Origin of the sequence: Mycobacterium appelbergii (genome assembly GCF_032883035.1) — a bacterium.
Classification (GTDB): Bacteria; Actinomycetota; Actinomycetes; order Mycobacteriales; family Mycobacteriaceae; genus Mycobacterium; species Mycobacterium appelbergii.
Window position 1 is genome coordinate 84,907 of sequence record NZ_JAMQTH010000003.1, and the last position, 17,477, is coordinate 102,383.

A 17,477-nucleotide genomic window follows, 5' to 3' on the forward strand; every position below is an offset into this window, starting at 1 on the left:
TTGTTCCCAATATGTGGTCAATGCAACCGGGCCAAGGCAGTTTCAGCGTCATACCCGGCGAACCCTTCGAGCGATCCGTCGCGCAGCCGGTTCACCCAGGCCGGGTCCGACAGTAGTGCCCGGCCGATCGCGACGATGTCGAACTCGCCGGCGGCGAAGTGTGCGAGCAACTCGTCAACGGACGCCGGTTGGATGTGACCGCCCGCGCGTGCACTCGTGAACTCGGTCTGCAGCCCCACCGAGCCGACCGTGATCACCGGACGTCCGGTCACCTGCTTCGTCCAACCCGCGAGGCTGAGCCCGGAGTCGGGGAACGCGGGTTTGTAATGTCTGCGGGTGGAGGGGTGAAAGACGTCGACGCCCGCCTGCATCAACGGCGCCAACAGCGCGTGCAATTCAGACGGATCGTCGGCGATCGATGCGGTGTAGTCGTTCTGCTTCCACTGCGAGAAGCGGAAGATGATCGGATAGTCGGCCCCGACGGCCGCCCGCACCGCCGCCACCACCTCGGCCGGAAACCGGGTGCGGCCTGCGATATCGCCGCCGTAGCCGTCTGCCCGCAAATTCGTCCTCGCCCAAAGAAACTGGTCGAGCAGATACCCATGTGCGCCGTGCAGTTCGACCGCGTCGAAACCGGCGTCGCGCGCATTGCGGGCCGCCTGGGCGAACGAGTCCGCCACCCCGGCCAGCTCGTCGGCGCGCAGCGCCCGCCCACGTGGCTCACCGGTGCTGTCCACCCCGGACGGACTCACGGGGCTGACACCGTCGGCGTCATCGCGCCTGACACCCTGATGCCACAACTGCGCTGCAATCGTCGCACCGTGGCTGTGCACCGCGTCGGTGACTGCGCGCCAGCCGGCCAGCACCTTCTCGCCGGCGATGGTGGGGATGCTCGCCGGCCAACCGGCCTCGGGCGGCGCCAGTCGGACGCCCTCGGTGATGATCAGCCCCACACCGCCTGCGGCGCGGCGCGCGTAGTACGCCGCGACGTCGGGTCCCGGGATGCCACCCGGTGAAGCCGTGCGTGTCATCGGGGCCATCGCGAAACGGTTGGGGACGGTCAGCGAGCCGATGGTCAGCGGACTGAAGAGATCATCACGCGTTGGGTTCACAACTGGCTGCAACACCAGCTCCAACGGTGAGATTCCGTTCTGCTCAGCGCGGGTTTTTCGGTGTCGACGACTGTCGAATATGATAGATACGATTGCGTAGCTACGTATCCGTATCTATAGTGCGGGTGTGCGGAGACAGCGCGATGACCTGAAAGCCGACTGCCGGGCCGCCGTACTTGCCGAAGTCGCCAGTACCGGCCTCGCCGGTCTGACCGTCGAAGGGATCGCACGGCGCGCGTCCGCTGCCAAAACGTCGATCTACCGACACTGGGCGACAGCCGAGGAGCTCTTACTCGACGCATTGAGCGAGGCGTATCCGATCGAGACCCCTGCCGTGGAGGGGGGAAACCTGCGTGGCGACCTGTTGCAGTCACTCGATCAACTCGCCGCATGGCTGAGGGGACCGACCGCGCCGGTGGTGGCGGCCATCCTCGCTGAACGCCGGCGGCGACCCGATCTGGTCGAGGCGCTGTACCGCACGGTGTTCGAGCCCAACGGACAGCGCTTCACCCAGACCGTCATCGAGCACTACGCCGCCCGCGGCGAGATCGACGCCACGTACCTCACCCCGATCGTCTGCGATATCGGGGAGGCGCTGGTGATCAAGCATCAGATCGACACCGGAGAGGTTCCCGACCAGCGCATTCGCGCAGCGATCGTCGACCAGGCGATCCTGCCCGCCCTCGGATGCCCCGACTACGCAGGAGAGATATGACGATTCCGGTAACCGCCGACTGGGCGGCTTGCACCGCCACCTCGCAGACCATCCTGACCACGCACCTGTGGACCGCTCCCCCGCTACGCCGCGGCTCACCAATCCACGACAAGGCGTTCGACGCGCTGCGCGCCCTGAAGGCCGATCTGACCCGGTTCCTGCCCTGGTTCTCCCATCCCCGGCTGTCGGTACCTGAACTGCGTCCGCCATCGAAAGATGAAACACATTGGGACTTCAGTCTTCTCGACCCCTTCGTGGAAGACTTCATGGACGCCGCCGAGGGCAGACCCGTCGTCGCCAACTTCGCCACCATCCCGGCCTGGATGTTCACCGAACCGGTATCGGTACCCGATGACCCGGATGCGATCGTGTGGGACTACGAGCGGGGCACGGAACTACGCGACTCCACCTTCACCGAAGTGGTCGACTACTTCTTCCGGCTCGCCAGCTGGTACATCGCAGGCGGATTCACCGACGAACTCGGCCGGTGGCACGAGTCCGGACATCGCTACCGGTTCGCCTACTGGGAAGTGCTGTGCGAACCTGACCTGCGCGGGCTGTCACCGGAGACCTACACCGCGCTCTACGACGCCGCGGTGCGGCGCCTGCAGCCACTCGACCCGCAGATGAAATTCGTCGGCCTGTCACTGACCCACAAGCACCACGATCCCGAATACTTCTGGACCTTCCTCGACCCTGCCAACCACCACACCGGCACGGCACCGGACGCGATGTCGTTCCACTTCTACGCGCACTCGGAGATGGTCGACCCATACTCGGCCGAGGCGAATCCACCGCAAAGCCACTGCCGTGACATCTATTTCGCGCAGGCCGACGGTTTCATCGAGCAGGTCCGACTCATCGATTCGATCCGGCGCAGGCTCGCGCCGGAGACCAAAACATTCGTCAACGAAGTCGGCACCTTTCCCGCCGACGTCATGAACCCACAACCCGACATCCCCGACGAATACTGGGCCCTGAGCGCGTCGGTGCAGTCCTACCTCTGGGCACAACTGGTGACGTTGGGCGTCGATCTCGTCGGCATCGCCGAGTTCATGGACTATCCCGGCATGATCCCGGGCACCACGCTGATCAACTGGGACACCGGTGAACCCAACCGCCGCTACCGTGCCCTCGAACTCCTGCTGCGTAACTTCGGACCGGGCGATGCACTCGTCGCAACGACAACAGGACAACCTGGCGTCGGGGACTCCCGGATCCACGCCCAGGGCTTTGTCGGGCCGGGCGGGTCTCGAAAACTTCTGCTCATCAACAAGACCAACACACGGGTCGAGATCGCGTTGGCGCCGCACAGCACGATCGCGCTCGGCCCGTACGACGTCGAGGTGGTGCCGTGTCAGACCGCCGAGACCACGTCATGACGCCCGTTGATGCGGTCTTCCCGACTCGAACCGCCAGATCGCATGCTCGAGCGCTACCGCGTTCCAGCCGTTGGCGTCCGCGACGTCACGCACCAACTCCGCTGCCCGGGTGGCACTGATCTCGCTGACCTCCCGGGCGACATAACCGACCACCGTCTGCTCTGCCGTCGTCCCCGGTATCTGGGCCAGCATCAACGTGTAATCCCAGGTGAATCCCGACCGCTGGCCCGGTGCCGCACACCACACGACTCTGGCCTGCTCCCGGCCAAGTTGATCCGCGGCGACCGCCCGTAACTCCTCGGCCGTCCGGATACCGAGTGCCACCAGCGCGTGCGCCACACTCGCCACGGCGACCGACCTCAGCGGAGCCCCGGCAGCGGTCGAGGTCGGCCGCCGGTTACCGATCTGCGTCGCCCACGGGTCGGGCCCGCCGAGTTCGGCAATGGTGGCCAACAGTTCGCCGAGGCCGTCGGTGTCGGCATCGGAGGCCTGCGCGGCCCGGTAACCGCGATAGCGGGCGATCACCTTGTCCACCGTCGCACGCCGCGCCCCAGGCGAGTAGATCGCGTCGAGCACGCACAGCGCCAACGAGTTCGGATGTCCGGTTGACTCGAACCAGCGTGTCGGATCACCAAGATCGCGCTCACAAGCGGCCCGCAACAGTTCAACGTCGGCATGCATGGCAGTTCCCCTTCCGTCGTGCGGAGACCTTTCCGGCTCCGTCGTGCGGAAGCTAACAACGCCGGCCGACAGGATCTCTCCGAAACGACGCGCGCATCGGGAGTTATCCACAGGCGAGACCGTGACTACACGGCCGTAATGACGCTCAGACGAACGCTAAACAGTGAAACCGAGGGCCCGGAGTTGCTCGCGGCCGTCGTCGGTGATCTTGTCCGGACCCCACGGCGGGTTCCACACCCAGTTGATCTTGATCTCCTTGACCAGTCCTGCGCCCACCAGCGCGCTACGGGACTGGTCCTCGATCACGTCGGTCAGGGGACACGCCGCAGAGGTCAGAGTCATGTCGATCAGCGCGACCTTCCCCTCATCGCCCTGCTCCACGTTGAGCCCGTAGACCAGTCCGAGGTCGACGACATTGATGCCGAGTTCGGGGTCCACCACATCGTGCATGGCCTCTTCAACCTCGGCCAGCAATTGGTCATCTTCTGGCGCTGTGGTGTCGCTCATCCTGCTCCTCCTCACTGGCCTGGGCCAGCGCGTCTTTGAATGCCATCCAACCCAGCAGCGCGCACTTCACCCGTGCCGGGTACTTGGCGACACCGGCGAATGCGATGCCGTCTCCCAGTACATCTTCGTCCCCCTCAACGTTGCCGCGCGAGGAAATCATCTCCGTGAAGGCCGCCACCGTCTTGAGCGCATCACCGACGCTCTGGCCGATCACCTGATCGGTGAGCACCGACGTGGCGGCCTGGCTGATCGAACAACCCTGCCCGTCATAGGAGATGTCGGCGACCGTCTCGCCATCTTCGGACAGCGCCAACCGCAGCGTCACCTCGTCTCCGCAGGTGGGATTGACGTGATGCACCTGTGCGGCGAACGGCTCCCGCAGTCCGCGATGGTGGGGGTGCTTGTAGTGGTCCAGGATCACTTCCTGGTACATCTGTTCCATTCTCACGCGAAAAACTCCACTGCACGTTTCACGCCTGCGATCAGACGGTCGACCTCGTCGAGCGTGTTGTACACCGCGAATGACGCCCGCGCGGTGGCGGTGATACCGAACCGGCGGTGCAACGGCGCCGCGCAGTGATGCCCAACGCGGACCGCGACACCCTCGTCGTCGAGCACCTGCCCGACGTCGTGGGCGTGGATGCCGTCGACGACGAAACTCACCGGCGAACCCCGGTGCTTTAGCGCCGTCGGACCGATGATCCGCACGCCGGGGATCTCCGACAAGCCGGTCAGCGCGGCCTCGACCAACTGGGCCTCGTGCGCCTCGACCGCCGACATGTCCAGTGCACTCAGATACCGTGCGGCCGCCGCCAAACCGACCACCTGAGAAGTCATCGGGGTACCCGCTTCAAAGCGCTGCGGCGCGGGCGCGAAAGTGGTCTTCTCCATCGTGACGGTCTCGATCATCGAGCCACCGGTCAGGAAGGGCGGCATCGCGTTCAGTAGATCGCGCCGGCCGTAGAGCACACCGATTCCGGTGGGGCCCAACATCTTGTGCCCCGAGAATGCCGCGAAATCGACATCGAGCGCATGAAAGTCGACCGGCTGGTGCGGCACCGACTGGCAGGCATCGAGCACGGTCAGTGCACCGACCGCCTTCGCCCGCGCGACCAGCTCCGCCACATCGGCGATCGCGCCGGTGACATTCGAATGATGACTGAATGCCACGACTTTCACGTTGTCGTCGAGCTGCAGGGAATCCAGGTCGATCCGACCGGCGTCCGGTCCTTCTGACGTGATGCCGTACCAACGCAGGGTGGCACCGGTGCGCCGCGCCAACTCCTGCCACGGAATCAGATTGGCGTGATGCTCGATCTCGGTCGTGACGATGACGTCGCCTGGGCCGAGCGCGTGGCCATCGAAGCGCTTGTCAGCCAACACATAAGAGACCAGGTTGAGCGCCTCGGTGGCGTTCTTGGTGAACACCAATTCGTCGCCGTCGGCACCGACGAACGCGGCGATGTCTGCGCGACCCTGCTCGTAGGCATCGGTGGATTCCTCCATCAACTGGTGCGCGCCGCGATGCACCGCGCCGTTGGAGGTGATCAGGAAATCCCGTTCGGCGTCGAGCACCGCCAGCGGTTTCTGCGAGGTGGCCCCGGAATCCAGGTAGGCCAACTGCTTTCCGCCGCGCATCACCCGGCCCAGAATCGGGAAATCTGTCCGGACCCTCGCCACCTCAGCGGGATCCAATGCCCGTACCGAGGTAGTCATGTCATGCCCCGACAGTTTGGGTGAAGCGCACGTATCCGTTCTCTTCAAGTTCATCGGCCAACTCGGGGCCGCCCGATGCCACGATCCGGCCGCCGACGAAGACATGCACGAACTGCGGCTGGATGTAGCGCAGGATGCGGGTGTAGTGCGTGATCAGCAGGACGCCGCCGTGGCTTTCCTCGGCGTAGCGGTTGACGCCCTCACTGACCACCCGGAGCGCGTCGACGTCCAGACCGGAGTCGGTCTCGTCGAGGATCGCGATCTTGGGCTTGAGCAGAGACAGCTGCAGGATCTCGTGGCGCTTCTTCTCGCCGCCGGAGAATCCCTCGTTGACGCTGCGTTCACCGAACGCCGGGTCGATGTCGAGGTCGTCCATGGCGGACTTGACTTCCTTGACCCAGTGGCGCAGCTTCGGCGCCTCGCCACGGACCGCGGTCGCCGCGGTGCGCAGGAAGTTCGACATCGATACACCGGGCACCTCGACCGGGTACTGCATCGCCAGGAAGAGGCCCGCACGCGCGCGCTCGTCGATGCTCATCTCCAGCACGTCCTGGCCGTCGAGCGTGATCGAGCCCGACGTGACGGCGTACTTGGGGTGGCCGGCCACGGCATAGGACAACGTGGACTTGCCGGAACCGTTGGGGCCCATCAATGCGTGGGTCTCCCCCGAGTTCACGGTGAGGTCGACGCCCTTGAGGATCGGGATCGCCTCGCCCGCCTCGGTCGCGGCAACGCTGACGTGCAGATCCTTGATTTCCAGTGTGCTCATCAGTGATTGATTCCTTCAGTTAGCTCAAGTTCGTGTTCGATGGCGGCGGTGAGACGTTCGCGCACGGCGGGCACGGTGATCTTCTGGATGATCTCTCCGAAGAATCCGCGCACCACCAGACGCCGCGCCTGATCCTCGGGAATACCGCGGGCCTGCAGGTAGAACAGCTGCTCGTCATCGAATCGGCCGGTGGCGCTGGCATGCCCCGCGCCGATGATCTCCCCGGTCTCGATCTCCAGGTTGGGAACCGAGTCGGCCCGTGCCCCGTCGGTGAGCACCAGGTTGCGGTTCACCTCGTAGGTGTCGGTGCCCTCGGCTTCGGCACGGATCAGCACGTCGCCGATCCACACAGTGTGGGTATCGGGCTTGTTCGAGTCCGGATCCCCTTGCAGCGCACCCTTGTACGTCACATGCGAGCGGCACTTCGGCTGCGCATGGTCGACGAGTAGCCGCGATTCGAAATGCTGCCCGTCGTCGGCGAAGTACAGACCGAGCAACTCCGCGTCGCCACCGGGTGCATTGAACCGGACGCGTCCGGTCAACCGCGCGACGTCGCCACCGAGGGTGACCGCGAAGTGCCGCAACACCGCATCCTTGCCGAGCGTCGCGTGATGCATGCTCACATGCACCGCGTCGTCGGCCCAGTCCGCGATCGACACCACTTTCAGTTGTGCGCTGTCGCCGATCACGAATTCGATGTTGTCGGCGTACGTCCCGCTGCCGCGGTGGTCGATGACCACCACAGCCTCGGCGAGTTCAGCGATCTGAATCTGCAGATGGCCGTAGGCGGTGGCCCCTTCGCCGGGACCGTTGATGGTGATCTCGATCGGTTCCTCGACCTGGGTATCGCGGCCAACGGTCACGATCGTGGCGTGGCCGAACGACGAAAATGCCTGGGCCGCAACCCGGTCGGCCGGTACGCCGCCCTGACCGAGCCGATTGTCGCCGCGTTCCACCGTCTCGATCGTCACGCCGGGGCGCTCGGACACCTCGATCAGGGCACTGCCGGTGACAGGGGCCGAGCCGTTGTGCAGCCCGCGCAGACGCTTCAGCGGGGTGAACCGCCAGATCTCGTCGCGACCGCCGGGCACCTCGAAGGCATCGACGTCGAACGACGTGAACACCTCACCCTTGTTCTGGCCTTCGACCGCCGTCGTCAGGTTATGGGCACCCATCAGATTTTTCCCCGTCGCTTCGCTCGCCCCATCAGCCGACCGCGCCTTCCATCTGCAGCTCGATCAGCCGGTTGAGCTCCAGCGCGTACTCCATCGGCAGTTCCTTGGCGATGGGCTCGACGAACCCGCGCACCACCATCGCCATGGCCTCGTCCTCGGTGAGCCCGCGGCTCATCAGGTAGAACAGCTGATCCGCGCTGACCTTGGACACCGTGGCCTCGTGGCCCATCGTGACGTCGTCCTCACGGATGTCGACGTACGGGTAGGTGTCGGAGCGGCTGATCGTATCGACAAGCAGCGCATCACATTTCACGCTGGAGCGCGATCCGTGTGCCCCCTTGTTGATCTGGATCAGGCCGCGGTAGGACGACCGGCCGCCACCACGGGCCACTGACTTCGACACGATGTTGGACGACGTATTCGGTGCCAGATGCAGCATTTTGGCACCGGTGTCCTGATGCTGGCCCTCGCCGGCGAATGCCACCGAGAGCACCTCGCCCTTGGCGTGCTCGCCGGTCATCCACACAGCGGGGTACTTCATCGTGACCTTGGAGCCGATGTTGCCGTCGATCCACTCCATGGTGGCACCTGCCTCGGCGCGGGCGCGCTTGGTGACCAGGTTGTAGACGTTGTTCGACCAGTTCTGGATGGTCGTGTAGCGGCACCGACCACCGGGCTTGACGATGATCTCCACGACCGCCGAGTGCAGCGAGTCGCTCTTGTAGATCGGCGCCGTACAGCCTTCGACGTAGTGCACATAGGCACCCTCGTCGACAATGATCAGCGTCCGCTCGAACTGGCCCATGTTCTCGGTGTTGATCCGGAAGTAGGCCTGCAGCGGGATGTCGACGTGCACGCCCGGCGGCACGTAGATGAACGAACCACCCGACCACACCGCGGTGTTGAGCGCCGAGAACTTGTTGTCCCCGGCCGGGATCACCGTGCCGAAGTACTGCTTGAAGAGCTCGGGGTGCTCCTTGAGCGCGGTGTCGGTGTCCAGGAAGATGACGCCGAGGGCCTCCAGATCCTCACGGATGGAGTGGTAGACGACCTCGGATTCGTACTGCGCCGCGACACCGGACACCAGGCGCTGCTTCTCGGCCTCCGGGATGCCCAGCTTGTCGTAGGTGTTCTTGATATCGGCGGGCAGGTCATCCCACGTCGCGGCCTGCTTCTCGCTGGAGCGCACGAAGTACTTGATGTTGTCGAAGTGGATGCCCTCGAGGTTGGAACCCCAGTTCGGCATCGGCTTCTTGTCGAACGTGCGCAGTGCCTTCAGCCGGCTTTCCAGCATCCAGTCCGGTTCGCTCTTCTTGGCGGAGATATCACGCACGACCGCTTCGGATAGGCCACGCTGCGCGCTGGCTCCCGCGACGTCCGAATCCGACCAGCCATAGCCGTACTTGCCCAGCGAGGCGATCGTCTCTTCCTGGGTCAGTTGCGTTTCGGGCGTGATGGTCATGTCGCCGCTCCTTGGTTGATCGTGGTTTCGGTTCGGTCGCGGGCTGAGCTCCGAACATCTGCTGAGTTGTCGAGATCGAGTGGAACGTGGGTGGTACAGGCACAATCCCCGTTGACGATGGTGGCCAGCCGCTGCACGTGGGTGCCCAGGATCTCGGCGAACGCTTCGCTCTCCGTCTCGCACAGCTCCGGGAACTCCTCGGCCACGTGCGACACCGGGCAGTGATGCTGACAGATCTGAACTCCGTGGATCGGCCCGCTCACCGGTGTCGTGGTGGTCGCATAGCCGGCCCGGGTCAGCGCTGCCGCCACCCGGTCCGCGGTTTGTGCAACGTCGCCCTGGCCCTCGGTTACTCCCGCCAGGATGGTGTCGATGCGACGCCGCGCGAAAGTGCGGACCGCATCCTTGCCACCGATCTCCCGCAATTGCCGGATCGCGGCCACCGCGAGGTCGTCATAGGTGTGGTCGAGCTTGGCCCGACCGGCAGCGGTCAGCTGGTAACGCTTGGCAGGCCGCCCACGCCCACTGTGCTGCCACGAGGCGGCGGCGCTGGCCTGCGCGTCGCCGGCTTCGATGAGGGCGTCGAGGTGCCGGCGCACACCGGCCGCCGAGATGCCGAGCCGCTCGCCGATCTGGCCGGCGGTGACGGGGCCCTGCAGCAGTAGCCTGATGATCGTGCGCCGGGTCTGGCCATCGGACACCGGCACGACCTCGTCGCCGACAGGAGCCGACGAACCGGCCGCGGCCGCGTTCGTAGTCCCTCGACGCATTTTCACAACACCATTGTGACGGAATTAAGCCGCGGGTTCTAGCAAGGGCACCCTTACGTGACGGGGGCCATAACCACCCTGCGGTTACGCTGCTCTGATGGCTACCCGCCTGTCGTCCTTCAGCTCGTCGATCGCCCGGTGGCACGGTGACGAACGCACGGTGGGAACGCCACTCAACGCCGCTGAAGTCGTCGCGATGCGGCGCACCAGGTTGTTCGGCGCCACGGGCACCGTCCTGATGGCAATCGGCGCGCTCGGTGCAGGCGCCCGTCCCGTGGTCCAGGATCCGACATTCGGCGTGCGGCTGCTCAACCTGCCCTCCCGTATCCAGACAGTGTCGCTGACCATGACCACCACCGGTGCGGTGATGATGGCGCTGGCCTGGCTGATGCTCGGCCGGTTCGCGCTGGGCCCCCGACGCATGTCGCGCAGCCAGATGGACCGCACCCTGCTGCTGTGGGCGATACCGCTGCTCATCGCCCCACCGATGTACAGCAAGGACGTCTACTCCTACCTGGCCCAGAGCGAGATCTCGCTGCTCGGGCTCGACCCGTTTCGGGTCGGTCCGGCGACCGGACTGGGTCTCGACCACGTCTTCACACTGTCTGTGCCAAGCCTCTGGCGCGAAACCCCTGCGCCCTACGGACCGCTGTTCCTGTGGATCGGCAAAGGCGTATCGGCCCTGACCGGGGAAAACATCGTCGCCGCCGTGATGTGCCACCGGCTGATCGTGCTGCTCGGCGTCGGCATGATCGTGTGGGCCACTCCCCGACTGGCCCGCCGCTGCGGCGTGGCCGAGGTGAGCGCGTTGTGGCTGGGCCCGTGCAATCCGCTGTTGTTCATGCACCTGGTGGCAGGCATCCACAACGAGGCGCTGATGCTGGGCCTGATGCTCGCAGGCACCGAGTTCGCACTACGCGGGATCGATGCGTCGCGGCCGCTGCTGCCCCGGCCGCTGTCCTGGCCCCGCGGTCACGACGACTGGGAACGCTGGCTACCGATGGCAATGCTGCTGCTCGGGGCCGTGCTGATCACCATGTCCAGCCAGGTCAAACTCCCGTCCCTGCTGGCACTCGGCTTCGTCGCGATGGCACTTGCCTGGCGCTGGGGCGGAACCCTCAAGGCGTTCCTGCTGGCAAGCACGTCGCTGGGGGTGGTGTCGCTGGCAGTCATGGCGATCATCGGGTGGGCCAGCGGCCTCGGGTTCGGCTGGATCTTCACCCTGGGCACCGCGAACGTCGTACGCAGCTGGATGTCACCGCCGACGCTGCTGGCCCTCGGCACCGGGCAGGTCGGCATCCTGCTGGGGCTAGGTGATCACACCACCGCGGTACTGGCGCTCACCCGCGCGATCGGCGTGACGATTATCGCGATACTGGTCACCTGGCTACTGATCGCGGTACTGCGCGGACGCCTGCACCCGGTCGGCGGGCTCGGCGTGGCCCTGGGCGCCACCGTGCTGCTGGCCCCGGTGGTGCAGCCCTGGTACCTGCTGTGGGCCATCATTCCGCTGGCCGCCTGGGCCACCCGACCCGGATTCCGCGGCGCCACGATCGCGGTCACGCTCGTCGTCGGCATTTTCGGACCGACAGCGAACGGCGACCGATTCACCCTGTTCCAAATCATCATGGCCACCCTCGCCAGCGCCGTCATCGTGCTGATCTTGATCGGTCTGACCTACTACCGGCTGCCGTGGCGCAAGCTGCCCGAAACCCCACCGGAACCACCGGCAGCACCGGCCAAGCCGCCCGACGCCTACGCTGAATCCCCGTGACCTCGCGTTCCGGCACCGACGACCCCTCGCGCAAGCGCTCGTCGGAACCCATCGGCTCCTCGCGCAAGCGCTCGTCGGAACCCATCGGCTCCTCGCGCAAGCGCTCGTCGGAACCCCCCGTGTTACTACGCAGCGTCACCAAGCACTACGGCTCGACGACTGCGGTCTCCAACCTCGACCTCGATGTGCAGCAGTCCGAGGTACTGGCGCTGCTCGGGCCGAACGGCGCCGGTAAAACCACCACGGTCGAGATGTGCGAGGGCTTCATCCGACCCGACGGGGGCGAGATCAGGATCCTCGGGCTCGACCCGGTTGGCGACAACGCCCAATTGCGTGAACGGATCGGGGTCATGCTGCAGGGCGGCGGTGGCTACCCGGCTGCGCGCGCCGGCGAGATGCTCGACCTCGTTGCGTCCTACGCAGCCAACCCGCTGGATCCGGCGTGGCTGATGGACACCCTGGGTCTGACCGACTCTGCCCGCACCACCTACCGCCGGTTGTCCGGTGGCCAGCAGCAGCGACTGGCGCTGGCCTGTGCCGTGGTCGGCAGACCCGAGTTGGTCTTCCTGGACGAACCAACCGCCGGCATGGACGCGCATGCCCGAATTGTGGTGTGGGAATTGATCGATGCGCTACGCCGCGACGGTGTGACGGTGGTGTTGACCACCCATCAGCTCACCGAGGCCGAGGAACTCGCCGACCGCATCATGATCATCGATCACGGTGTGCCGGTTGCCACCGGCACACCAGCCGAACTGATGCGCAGCGGTGCGGAGAACCAGTTGCGGTTCAGTGCACCCCGCATGCTCGACCTGTCGCTGCTGGTGTCCGCACTGCCGGAGAACTACAAGGCAACCGAGACTGCGCCGGGCGTGTACCTGGTCGAGGGCCATATCGATCCGCAGGTGCTCGCGACCGTGACCGCCTGGTGTGCCCGGCTCAACGTGTTGGCCACCGATATGCAGGTGGAGCAGCGGAGCCTGGAGGATGTCTTCCTCGACCTGACCGGACGGGAGCTGCGGGGATGAGCGGATACGGCGGAGCGCGCAACGCACCGGACAATCGGTTCGCGGCCGGCACCTTTGCCCCCGACCCACGGCCGGCTGCCGTACCGAAGATGCTGGCCGCACAGTTCGGGCTGGAACTACGCCTGCTGCTGCGCAATGGCGAGCAGCTGTTGCTGACCATGTTCATTCCGATCACGCTGCTGGTCGGCCTGACGCTGATGCCGCTCGGCTCGTTCGGCGATGACCGGGCCGGGACATTCGCCCCCGCCATCATGGCGTTGGCGGTGATCTCCACAGCATTCACCGGCCAGGCCATCGCGGTGGCCTTCGACCGACGGTACGGCGCACTCAAACGGCTCGGCGCGACCGCGTTGCCGGTCTGGGGAATCATCGCAGGCAAGTCACTGGCCGTGGTGACCGTGGTCTTTCTGCAGTCGATCCTGTTGGGCGCCATCGGTATTGCGCTGGGATGGCGACCACAGCTGGCCGGCCTGGCGATGGGTGCGGTGATCATTGCGCTGGGCACAGCCGTGTTCGCTGCACTGGGACTGCTGCTCGGCGGCACCCTGCGCTCCGAGATCGTGCTCGCGCTGGCCAACCTGCTGTGGTTCATCTTCGCCGGGTTCGGCGCACTCACCCTGGAGGGTCAGGCTGTACCCACGGCAGTGGCCTGGGCTGCGCGGCTGACCCCGTCGGGTGCGCTGACCGAAGCGCTGTCTCAGGCGATGACGGTCTCGGTGGACTGGTTCGGTCTGGCCGTGCTCGCGGTATGGGGCGCGGTCGCAGCGGTGTGCGCGCTGCGGTGGTTCCGCTTCACCTGACGCCCGCCCGCCGCGGAGCGGCATCCCGCCCGCGGAACTGCGTTCCCGGTTGTAAAGGCCGCGTGGTAGCGACCGGGAATGCAGTTCCGCGGGAGTGGCAGCCCTACTACAACCCGTAGTTGCCCGTCCTCTACGATCAGGCCGTGTCCGTCGGACGGGTTTTTCTGCGATTGGTCGACCTGCTGCCCCTGCCCAGCCAACGGGCGCAGCGCATCATCGCGTTCCTGGTGATCCTGACCCAGGGCGGAATCGCCGTCACCGGCGCCATCGTCCGCGTCACCGCCTCCGGGCTGGGCTGCCCCACCTGGCCGCAGTGCTTCCCCGGCAGCTTCACCCCGGTCCCCCACGCCGAGGTCGCCGTCGTGCACCAGGCGGTCGAATTCGGCAACCGCATGGTCACGTTCCTCGTCGTGCTGACCGCGATCGCTGCGGTGCTGGCCGTAACCCGGGCGCGACGCCGACGCGAAGTGCTGATCTACGCGTGGCTGATGCCCGCCTCCACGGTGGTGCAGGCGATCATCGGCGGCATCACCGTGCTCACCGGACTGCTGTGGTGGACCGTGGCCATCCACCTCCTGGCATCGATGTCGATGGTGTGGCTCGCGGTGCTGCTGTACGTGAAGATCGGCCAGCCCGATGACGGCGTCAGCGCCCCGGCGGCGCCGAAACCCTTGCGCCTGTTGACCGCATTGAGCGGCGTCGTACTGGCCGCGGTGCTTGTCACCGGAACCCTGGTCACCGGGGCCGGACCGCATGCCGGGGACAAGAGCCTGGACCGGGTGGTGCCGCGCCTGCAGGTGGAGGTCACCACCCTGGTGCACATGCACTCGTCGCTGCTGGTGGCCTACCTGTCGCTGGTGGTCGCGCTGGGCTTCGCGCTCACCGCAGTACGGGCCGACCGGCCGATCATGGTCAGGCTTACGGTGCTGATCGTCCTTGTGGCCGCCCAGGGCACGGTCGGGGCCGTGCAGTTCTTCACCGGGGTGCCCGCCGCGCTGGTGGCCGTCCACGTCGCAGGCGCGGCCGCGTGCACGGCGGCGACCGCGGCGCTATGGGCGTCGATGCGTGAGCGCACAGCATCCTCCGCCGAATTCCTAGCTGCTCATCCTGTTTCCTGATCACAAAACTCGCCCAGCTGCACAAAAATTCGCCGTAAGGCTGTGATTATTGTGAACAATTCACAAAATTCGCCTAGGCTGTGCGCATGGCACCCGGCTTGAGCGCTCACACGCGGCGGGCGGCGATCGCGGCGCGTATCGACACCGACCGCGAGGTGGATTTCGCCAGCCTCGCAGACGAGTTCGGGGTCTCGGAGATGACAATCCGCCGCGACATCGAACGATTGGAAGACCAGGGCGTCGCACGGCGGGTGCTCGGCGGGGCGATCGCGTTCGGTGGCAAGTCGACCGAACCGTCTTTCGCCGCACGGGCTGCCGAGTCCGCAGACGAGAAACTGCACATCGCGCGCGCCGTCGCGGACCTGTTGACTCCGCAGGAAACGGTGATCCTCGACAGCGGCAGCACCGTGTTGGCCGTGGCGCGCGCCATCAAGGGACGCAACCTCGGTCTGACGGTCATCACGCCCAGTGTGCTCGTGGCCGTCGAACTCGCCGACGAGGCCGATACGACGATCCTGCTCACCGGCGGCAAAGTACGTCCCGGCGAATTGAGCCTGATCGGTGCCGAGGCCGAAGACTTCTATCTGCGTTACAACTGCGACACCTACGTGATGGGCATCGCAGGTGTCGACGGCCGGCGGGGGGCCTCGGAGTACCACCGCGAGGAAGGCAACGTGAAACAGGCGGCGATGCGCTCGGCCGACCGCGTGATCGTGGCCGCCGACGCCACCAAACTGGGCCGGGTGCAATTGATCAATGTCGCTCCGGTAACCGCGATTTCGACCCTGGTCACCGACGGCTCACCGACCCATCCCACGCTCGAGACGCTACGCGCGGCCGGTGTCGAGGTGGTGTGTGTCAACGCAGCGCGGTCAACACCAGCGCGCTGAGAGCACCCCGCTGCCCGCGCCGGGGCGCCGCACCTGTGCACCGGCCTCCTGCGCGATCAGTGCACCTGCAGCCCAGTCGTGTTCAGCGAGGTCGTCCTCGACGAACGCATCAAGACTGCCCTGCGCCACCAGACACAGATCTATGGCCGCAGCCCCGAATCGACGCATATCGGTGTAGTCACTCAACAGCGAACCGAGGTCGCGCAGCTGACGCCGCCGATGGCCGGGATCGTAGGACAGCCCGGTACCAAGCAGCCGCACCGTGGAATCTGGCACCGGAAGCGGCAATTCGGCACGGATTCCCGCTGAGTCGATGCGCGCGCCCGCATTGGCCGCGGCGCTCCAGGTGGTGCCCAGCGCCGGCGCGCTGACCGCGCCCGCCAACCAGCGGCCGTCGTCGATGCGCCGTACCGCGACCGAAGTCGCGAAGTACGGGATACGCCGCGTGAAGTTGGTGGTGCCATCCAACGGATCGATCACCCATTGCAGCTCACCGATACCGCGCTGCTCGGGAAGCTCTTCTCCGAGCACGGAATCGTCGGGCCGAGCGTCGAGAAGCACCGCACGCACCGCCTCTTCAGCGGCGCGATCCACCGCGGTGACGACGTCGCCCGCCGAGCTCTTGGTGGCGACCTGGAGTGGCTCACCCAGCCGGCGCAGGCATACGCCTGCTCCGTGCCGGGCCGCGTCCACCGCAAGTCGGCGCAGTTCCTCGGTCACAGCGAGGTGCGGAATTTTTTGACGGCGTCCATCAACTCGGTAGCCCGTGACGCCACGGCGCGATTCTCGAACACACCGTCCTGCTTGAAGTACGTTCCGACGATCGCGCCGTCGGCGATGCTCAACTGCTCGGCCGCATTGTGGGCCCGCACACCGGTGTTGACGAACACGGGTACCGCCCCGGCAGCATTCTTCACCACTTGCAGCGCCTGTGAATCGGTCGATGCGCCCGCCGTCAACCCCGAGACACAGATCGCATCGGGCTTGGTGGCGAAGACCGTGGTCGCGGTGATCGATGCGAGATCCCGGTTGACCAGATACGCCGCCGACTCCGGGACGATGTTGAACAACAGCTTCACCCCGTCGCCGCCGACGCGGTGACGGTGCCGCGTCACCGCGCCGACGTTGGTGTTCCACAAGCCGAAGTCGCTGGCGTAGACGCCGGTGAAGATCTCACGCACCCACTGCGCGCCGGTCGCGACCGCCAGGTCGATCGACGCGCGGCCGTCCCACAACACATTCACGCCGTAGGGCACCGAGAACTCCGGCAGCAGTTCGCCGATGACGCGCGCCATCGTGATCGCGGTGATCGGTTCCGTCTCGGTCAGGTACGGCAGGCTGAATTCGTTGGACACCATGACTCCGTCAACACCGCCCTCCTGCAGCGCGGCGAGCTCACCCTTGGCCCGGTCGACCACCGCACGGATCCCGGCAGCCGAGTCGAAGCCGGGGTCACCCGGCAGCGCAGCCAGGTGAAGCATCGCGATCACAGGCTTACGCACTCCGAACACGTCATCGAGCCAACTCGTCATGGGAACCTCTCGGTCGTCCGTCTTCTGAAGCCGGTGTTATTTAATA

18 protein-coding genes are annotated in these 17,477 nt (G+C 65.9%); 7 read left to right on the forward strand and 11 right to left on the reverse strand.

Features of this window, described 5'->3' with window-relative positions:
- Positions 1-17: 17 nt before the first annotated feature.
- The gene (locus M1247_RS07680; protein WP_317156154.1) at positions 18-1,124 is read right to left on the reverse strand and encodes an oxidoreductase; all 1,107 of its coding nucleotides are present in this window, start codon (positions 1,122-1,124) and stop codon (positions 18-20) included.
- A 115-nt stretch (positions 1,125-1,239) separates the two neighbouring features.
- Between M1247_RS07680 and M1247_RS07685 the strand changes: the two genes are divergently transcribed.
- Positions 1,240-1,827: a TetR/AcrR family transcriptional regulator gene (locus M1247_RS07685; RefSeq protein WP_317155703.1), complete on the forward strand. Its 588-nt coding sequence runs from the start codon at positions 1,240-1,242 to the stop codon at positions 1,825-1,827.
- Complete coding sequence (locus M1247_RS07690) at positions 1,824-3,209, forward strand: hypothetical protein (RefSeq protein WP_317155704.1); 1,386 nt, start codon at positions 1,824-1,826, stop codon at positions 3,207-3,209. Before M1247_RS07685 ends, M1247_RS07690 begins: the two co-directional genes overlap by 4 nt.
- On the opposite strand, the gene M1247_RS07695 is transcribed toward M1247_RS07690, so the two are convergent.
- From M1247_RS07695 to M1247_RS07730, 8 genes are all read right to left on the reverse strand, one after another.
- A complete protein-coding gene (locus M1247_RS07695) occupies positions 3,204-3,890 on the reverse strand; it encodes a DUF8548 family protein (protein WP_317155705.1) in 687 nt (228 codons plus the stop codon). The genes M1247_RS07690 and M1247_RS07695 overlap by 6 nt on opposite strands.
- A 156-nt stretch (positions 3,891-4,046) precedes the next feature.
- Positions 4,047-4,397 carry a metal-sulfur cluster assembly factor gene (locus tag M1247_RS07700; RefSeq protein WP_317155706.1) on the reverse strand — a complete coding sequence of 117 codons (351 nt, stop codon included), beginning with the start codon at positions 4,395-4,397 and terminating at the stop codon, positions 4,047-4,049.
- Complete coding sequence (gene sufU, locus M1247_RS07705) at positions 4,369-4,845, reverse strand: Fe-S cluster assembly sulfur transfer protein SufU (protein ID WP_458695194.1); 477 nt, start codon at positions 4,843-4,845, stop codon at positions 4,369-4,371. The genes M1247_RS07700 and sufU overlap by 29 nt, the downstream gene beginning before the upstream one ends.
- A complete protein-coding gene (locus tag M1247_RS07710) occupies positions 4,842-6,113 on the reverse strand; it encodes a cysteine desulfurase (RefSeq protein WP_317155707.1) in 1,272 nt (423 codons plus the stop codon). The genes sufU and M1247_RS07710 overlap by 4 nt, the downstream gene beginning before the upstream one ends.
- 1 nt (position 6,114) lies before the next feature.
- Positions 6,115-6,882, reverse strand: coding sequence for a Fe-S cluster assembly ATPase SufC (gene sufC / locus M1247_RS07715; RefSeq protein ID WP_317155708.1), 768 nt, complete (start codon positions 6,880-6,882; stop codon positions 6,115-6,117).
- Positions 6,882-8,057 (reverse strand): Fe-S cluster assembly protein SufD, encoded by a 1,176-nt coding sequence (gene sufD, locus M1247_RS07720; protein ID WP_317155709.1) that lies wholly within the window; start codon positions 8,055-8,057, stop codon positions 6,882-6,884. Before sufD ends, sufC begins: the two co-directional genes overlap by 1 nt.
- Before the next feature lie 31 nt (positions 8,058-8,088).
- A complete protein-coding gene (gene sufB, locus M1247_RS07725) occupies positions 8,089-9,519 on the reverse strand; it encodes a Fe-S cluster assembly protein SufB (protein WP_317155710.1) in 1,431 nt (476 codons plus the stop codon).
- Entirely contained in the window at positions 9,516-10,289 is a 774-nt protein-coding gene (locus M1247_RS07730; RefSeq protein WP_317156156.1) for a helix-turn-helix transcriptional regulator, read from the reverse strand. The genes sufB and M1247_RS07730 overlap by 4 nt, the downstream gene beginning before the upstream one ends.
- Positions 10,290-10,386: 97 nt before the next feature.
- Here M1247_RS07730 and mptB point away from each other — a divergent pair, with 97 nt between their 5' ends.
- The 5 genes from mptB to M1247_RS07755 all read left to right on the forward strand — a co-directional run bounded on the left by mptB (position 10,387) and on the right by M1247_RS07755 (position 15,899).
- Positions 10,387-12,063 (forward strand): polyprenol phosphomannose-dependent alpha 1,6 mannosyltransferase MptB, encoded by a 1,677-nt coding sequence (gene mptB / locus M1247_RS07735; RefSeq protein WP_317155711.1) that lies wholly within the window; start codon positions 10,387-10,389, stop codon positions 12,061-12,063.
- A gap of 119 nt (positions 12,064-12,182) precedes the next feature.
- Complete coding sequence (locus M1247_RS07740) at positions 12,183-13,091, forward strand: ABC transporter ATP-binding protein (protein ID WP_317156157.1); 909 nt, start codon at positions 12,183-12,185, stop codon at positions 13,089-13,091.
- Positions 13,088-13,891: an ABC transporter permease gene (locus tag M1247_RS07745; RefSeq protein ID WP_317155712.1), complete on the forward strand. Its 804-nt coding sequence runs from the start codon at positions 13,088-13,090 to the stop codon at positions 13,889-13,891. The genes M1247_RS07740 and M1247_RS07745 overlap by 4 nt, the downstream gene beginning before the upstream one ends.
- 143 nt (positions 13,892-14,034) lie before the next feature.
- The gene (locus tag M1247_RS07750) at positions 14,035-15,009 is read left to right on the forward strand and encodes a COX15/CtaA family protein (RefSeq protein WP_458695195.1); all 975 of its coding nucleotides are present in this window, start codon (positions 14,035-14,037) and stop codon (positions 15,007-15,009) included.
- Positions 15,010-15,095: 86 nt separating this feature from the next.
- On the forward strand, positions 15,096-15,899 hold the full coding sequence (locus M1247_RS07755) for a DeoR/GlpR family DNA-binding transcription regulator (protein ID WP_317155713.1): 804 nt from the start codon (positions 15,096-15,098) through the stop codon (positions 15,897-15,899).
- Here the strand turns inward: M1247_RS07755 and M1247_RS07760 are convergent.
- Both M1247_RS07760 and M1247_RS07765 read right to left on the reverse strand, forming a co-directional pair.
- Positions 15,882-16,619 (reverse strand): inositol monophosphatase family protein, encoded by a 738-nt coding sequence (locus tag M1247_RS07760; protein ID WP_317155714.1) that lies wholly within the window; start codon positions 16,617-16,619, stop codon positions 15,882-15,884. The genes M1247_RS07755 and M1247_RS07760 overlap by 18 nt on opposite strands.
- Positions 16,616-17,431: a BtpA/SgcQ family protein gene (locus M1247_RS07765; RefSeq protein ID WP_317155715.1), complete on the reverse strand. Its 816-nt coding sequence runs from the start codon at positions 17,429-17,431 to the stop codon at positions 16,616-16,618. Before M1247_RS07765 ends, M1247_RS07760 begins: the two co-directional genes overlap by 4 nt.
- Positions 17,432-17,477: the final 46 nt, after the last annotated feature.

Bases quoted from the DNA above. Each gene is read 5' to 3' on its own strand.
- M1247_RS07700 (WP_317155706.1), bottom strand. From the start codon at position 4,397: ATGAGCGACACCACAGCGCCAGAAGATGACCAATTGCTGGCCGAGGTT.
- M1247_RS07690 (WP_317155704.1), top strand. From the start codon at position 1,824: ATGACGATTCCGGTAACCGCCGACTGGGCGGCTTGCACCGCCACCTCG.
- mptB (WP_317155711.1), top strand. From the start codon at position 10,387: ATGGCTACCCGCCTGTCGTCCTTCAGCTCGTCGATCGCCCGGTGGCAC.
- M1247_RS07730 (WP_317156156.1), bottom strand. From the start codon at position 10,289: ATGCGTCGAGGGACTACGAACGCGGCCGCGGCCGGTTCGTCGGCTCCT.
- M1247_RS07695 (WP_317155705.1), bottom strand. From the start codon at position 3,890: ATGCATGCCGACGTTGAACTGTTGCGGGCCGCTTGTGAGCGCGATCTT.
- M1247_RS07745 (WP_317155712.1), top strand. From the start codon at position 13,088: ATGAGCGGATACGGCGGAGCGCGCAACGCACCGGACAATCGGTTCGCG.
- M1247_RS07765 (WP_317155715.1), bottom strand. From the start codon at position 17,431: ATGACGAGTTGGCTCGATGACGTGTTCGGAGTGCGTAAGCCTGTGATC.
- M1247_RS07710 (WP_317155707.1), bottom strand. From the start codon at position 6,113: ATGACTACCTCGGTACGGGCATTGGATCCCGCTGAGGTGGCGAGGGTC.
- sufD (WP_317155709.1), bottom strand. From the start codon at position 8,057: ATGGGTGCCCATAACCTGACGACGGCGGTCGAAGGCCAGAACAAGGGT.
- sufB (WP_317155710.1), bottom strand. From the start codon at position 9,519: ATGACCATCACGCCCGAAACGCAACTGACCCAGGAAGAGACGATCGCC.
- M1247_RS07755 (WP_317155713.1), top strand. From the start codon at position 15,096: ATGGCACCCGGCTTGAGCGCTCACACGCGGCGGGCGGCGATCGCGGCG.
- sufC (WP_317155708.1), bottom strand. From the start codon at position 6,882: ATGAGCACACTGGAAATCAAGGATCTGCACGTCAGCGTTGCCGCGACC.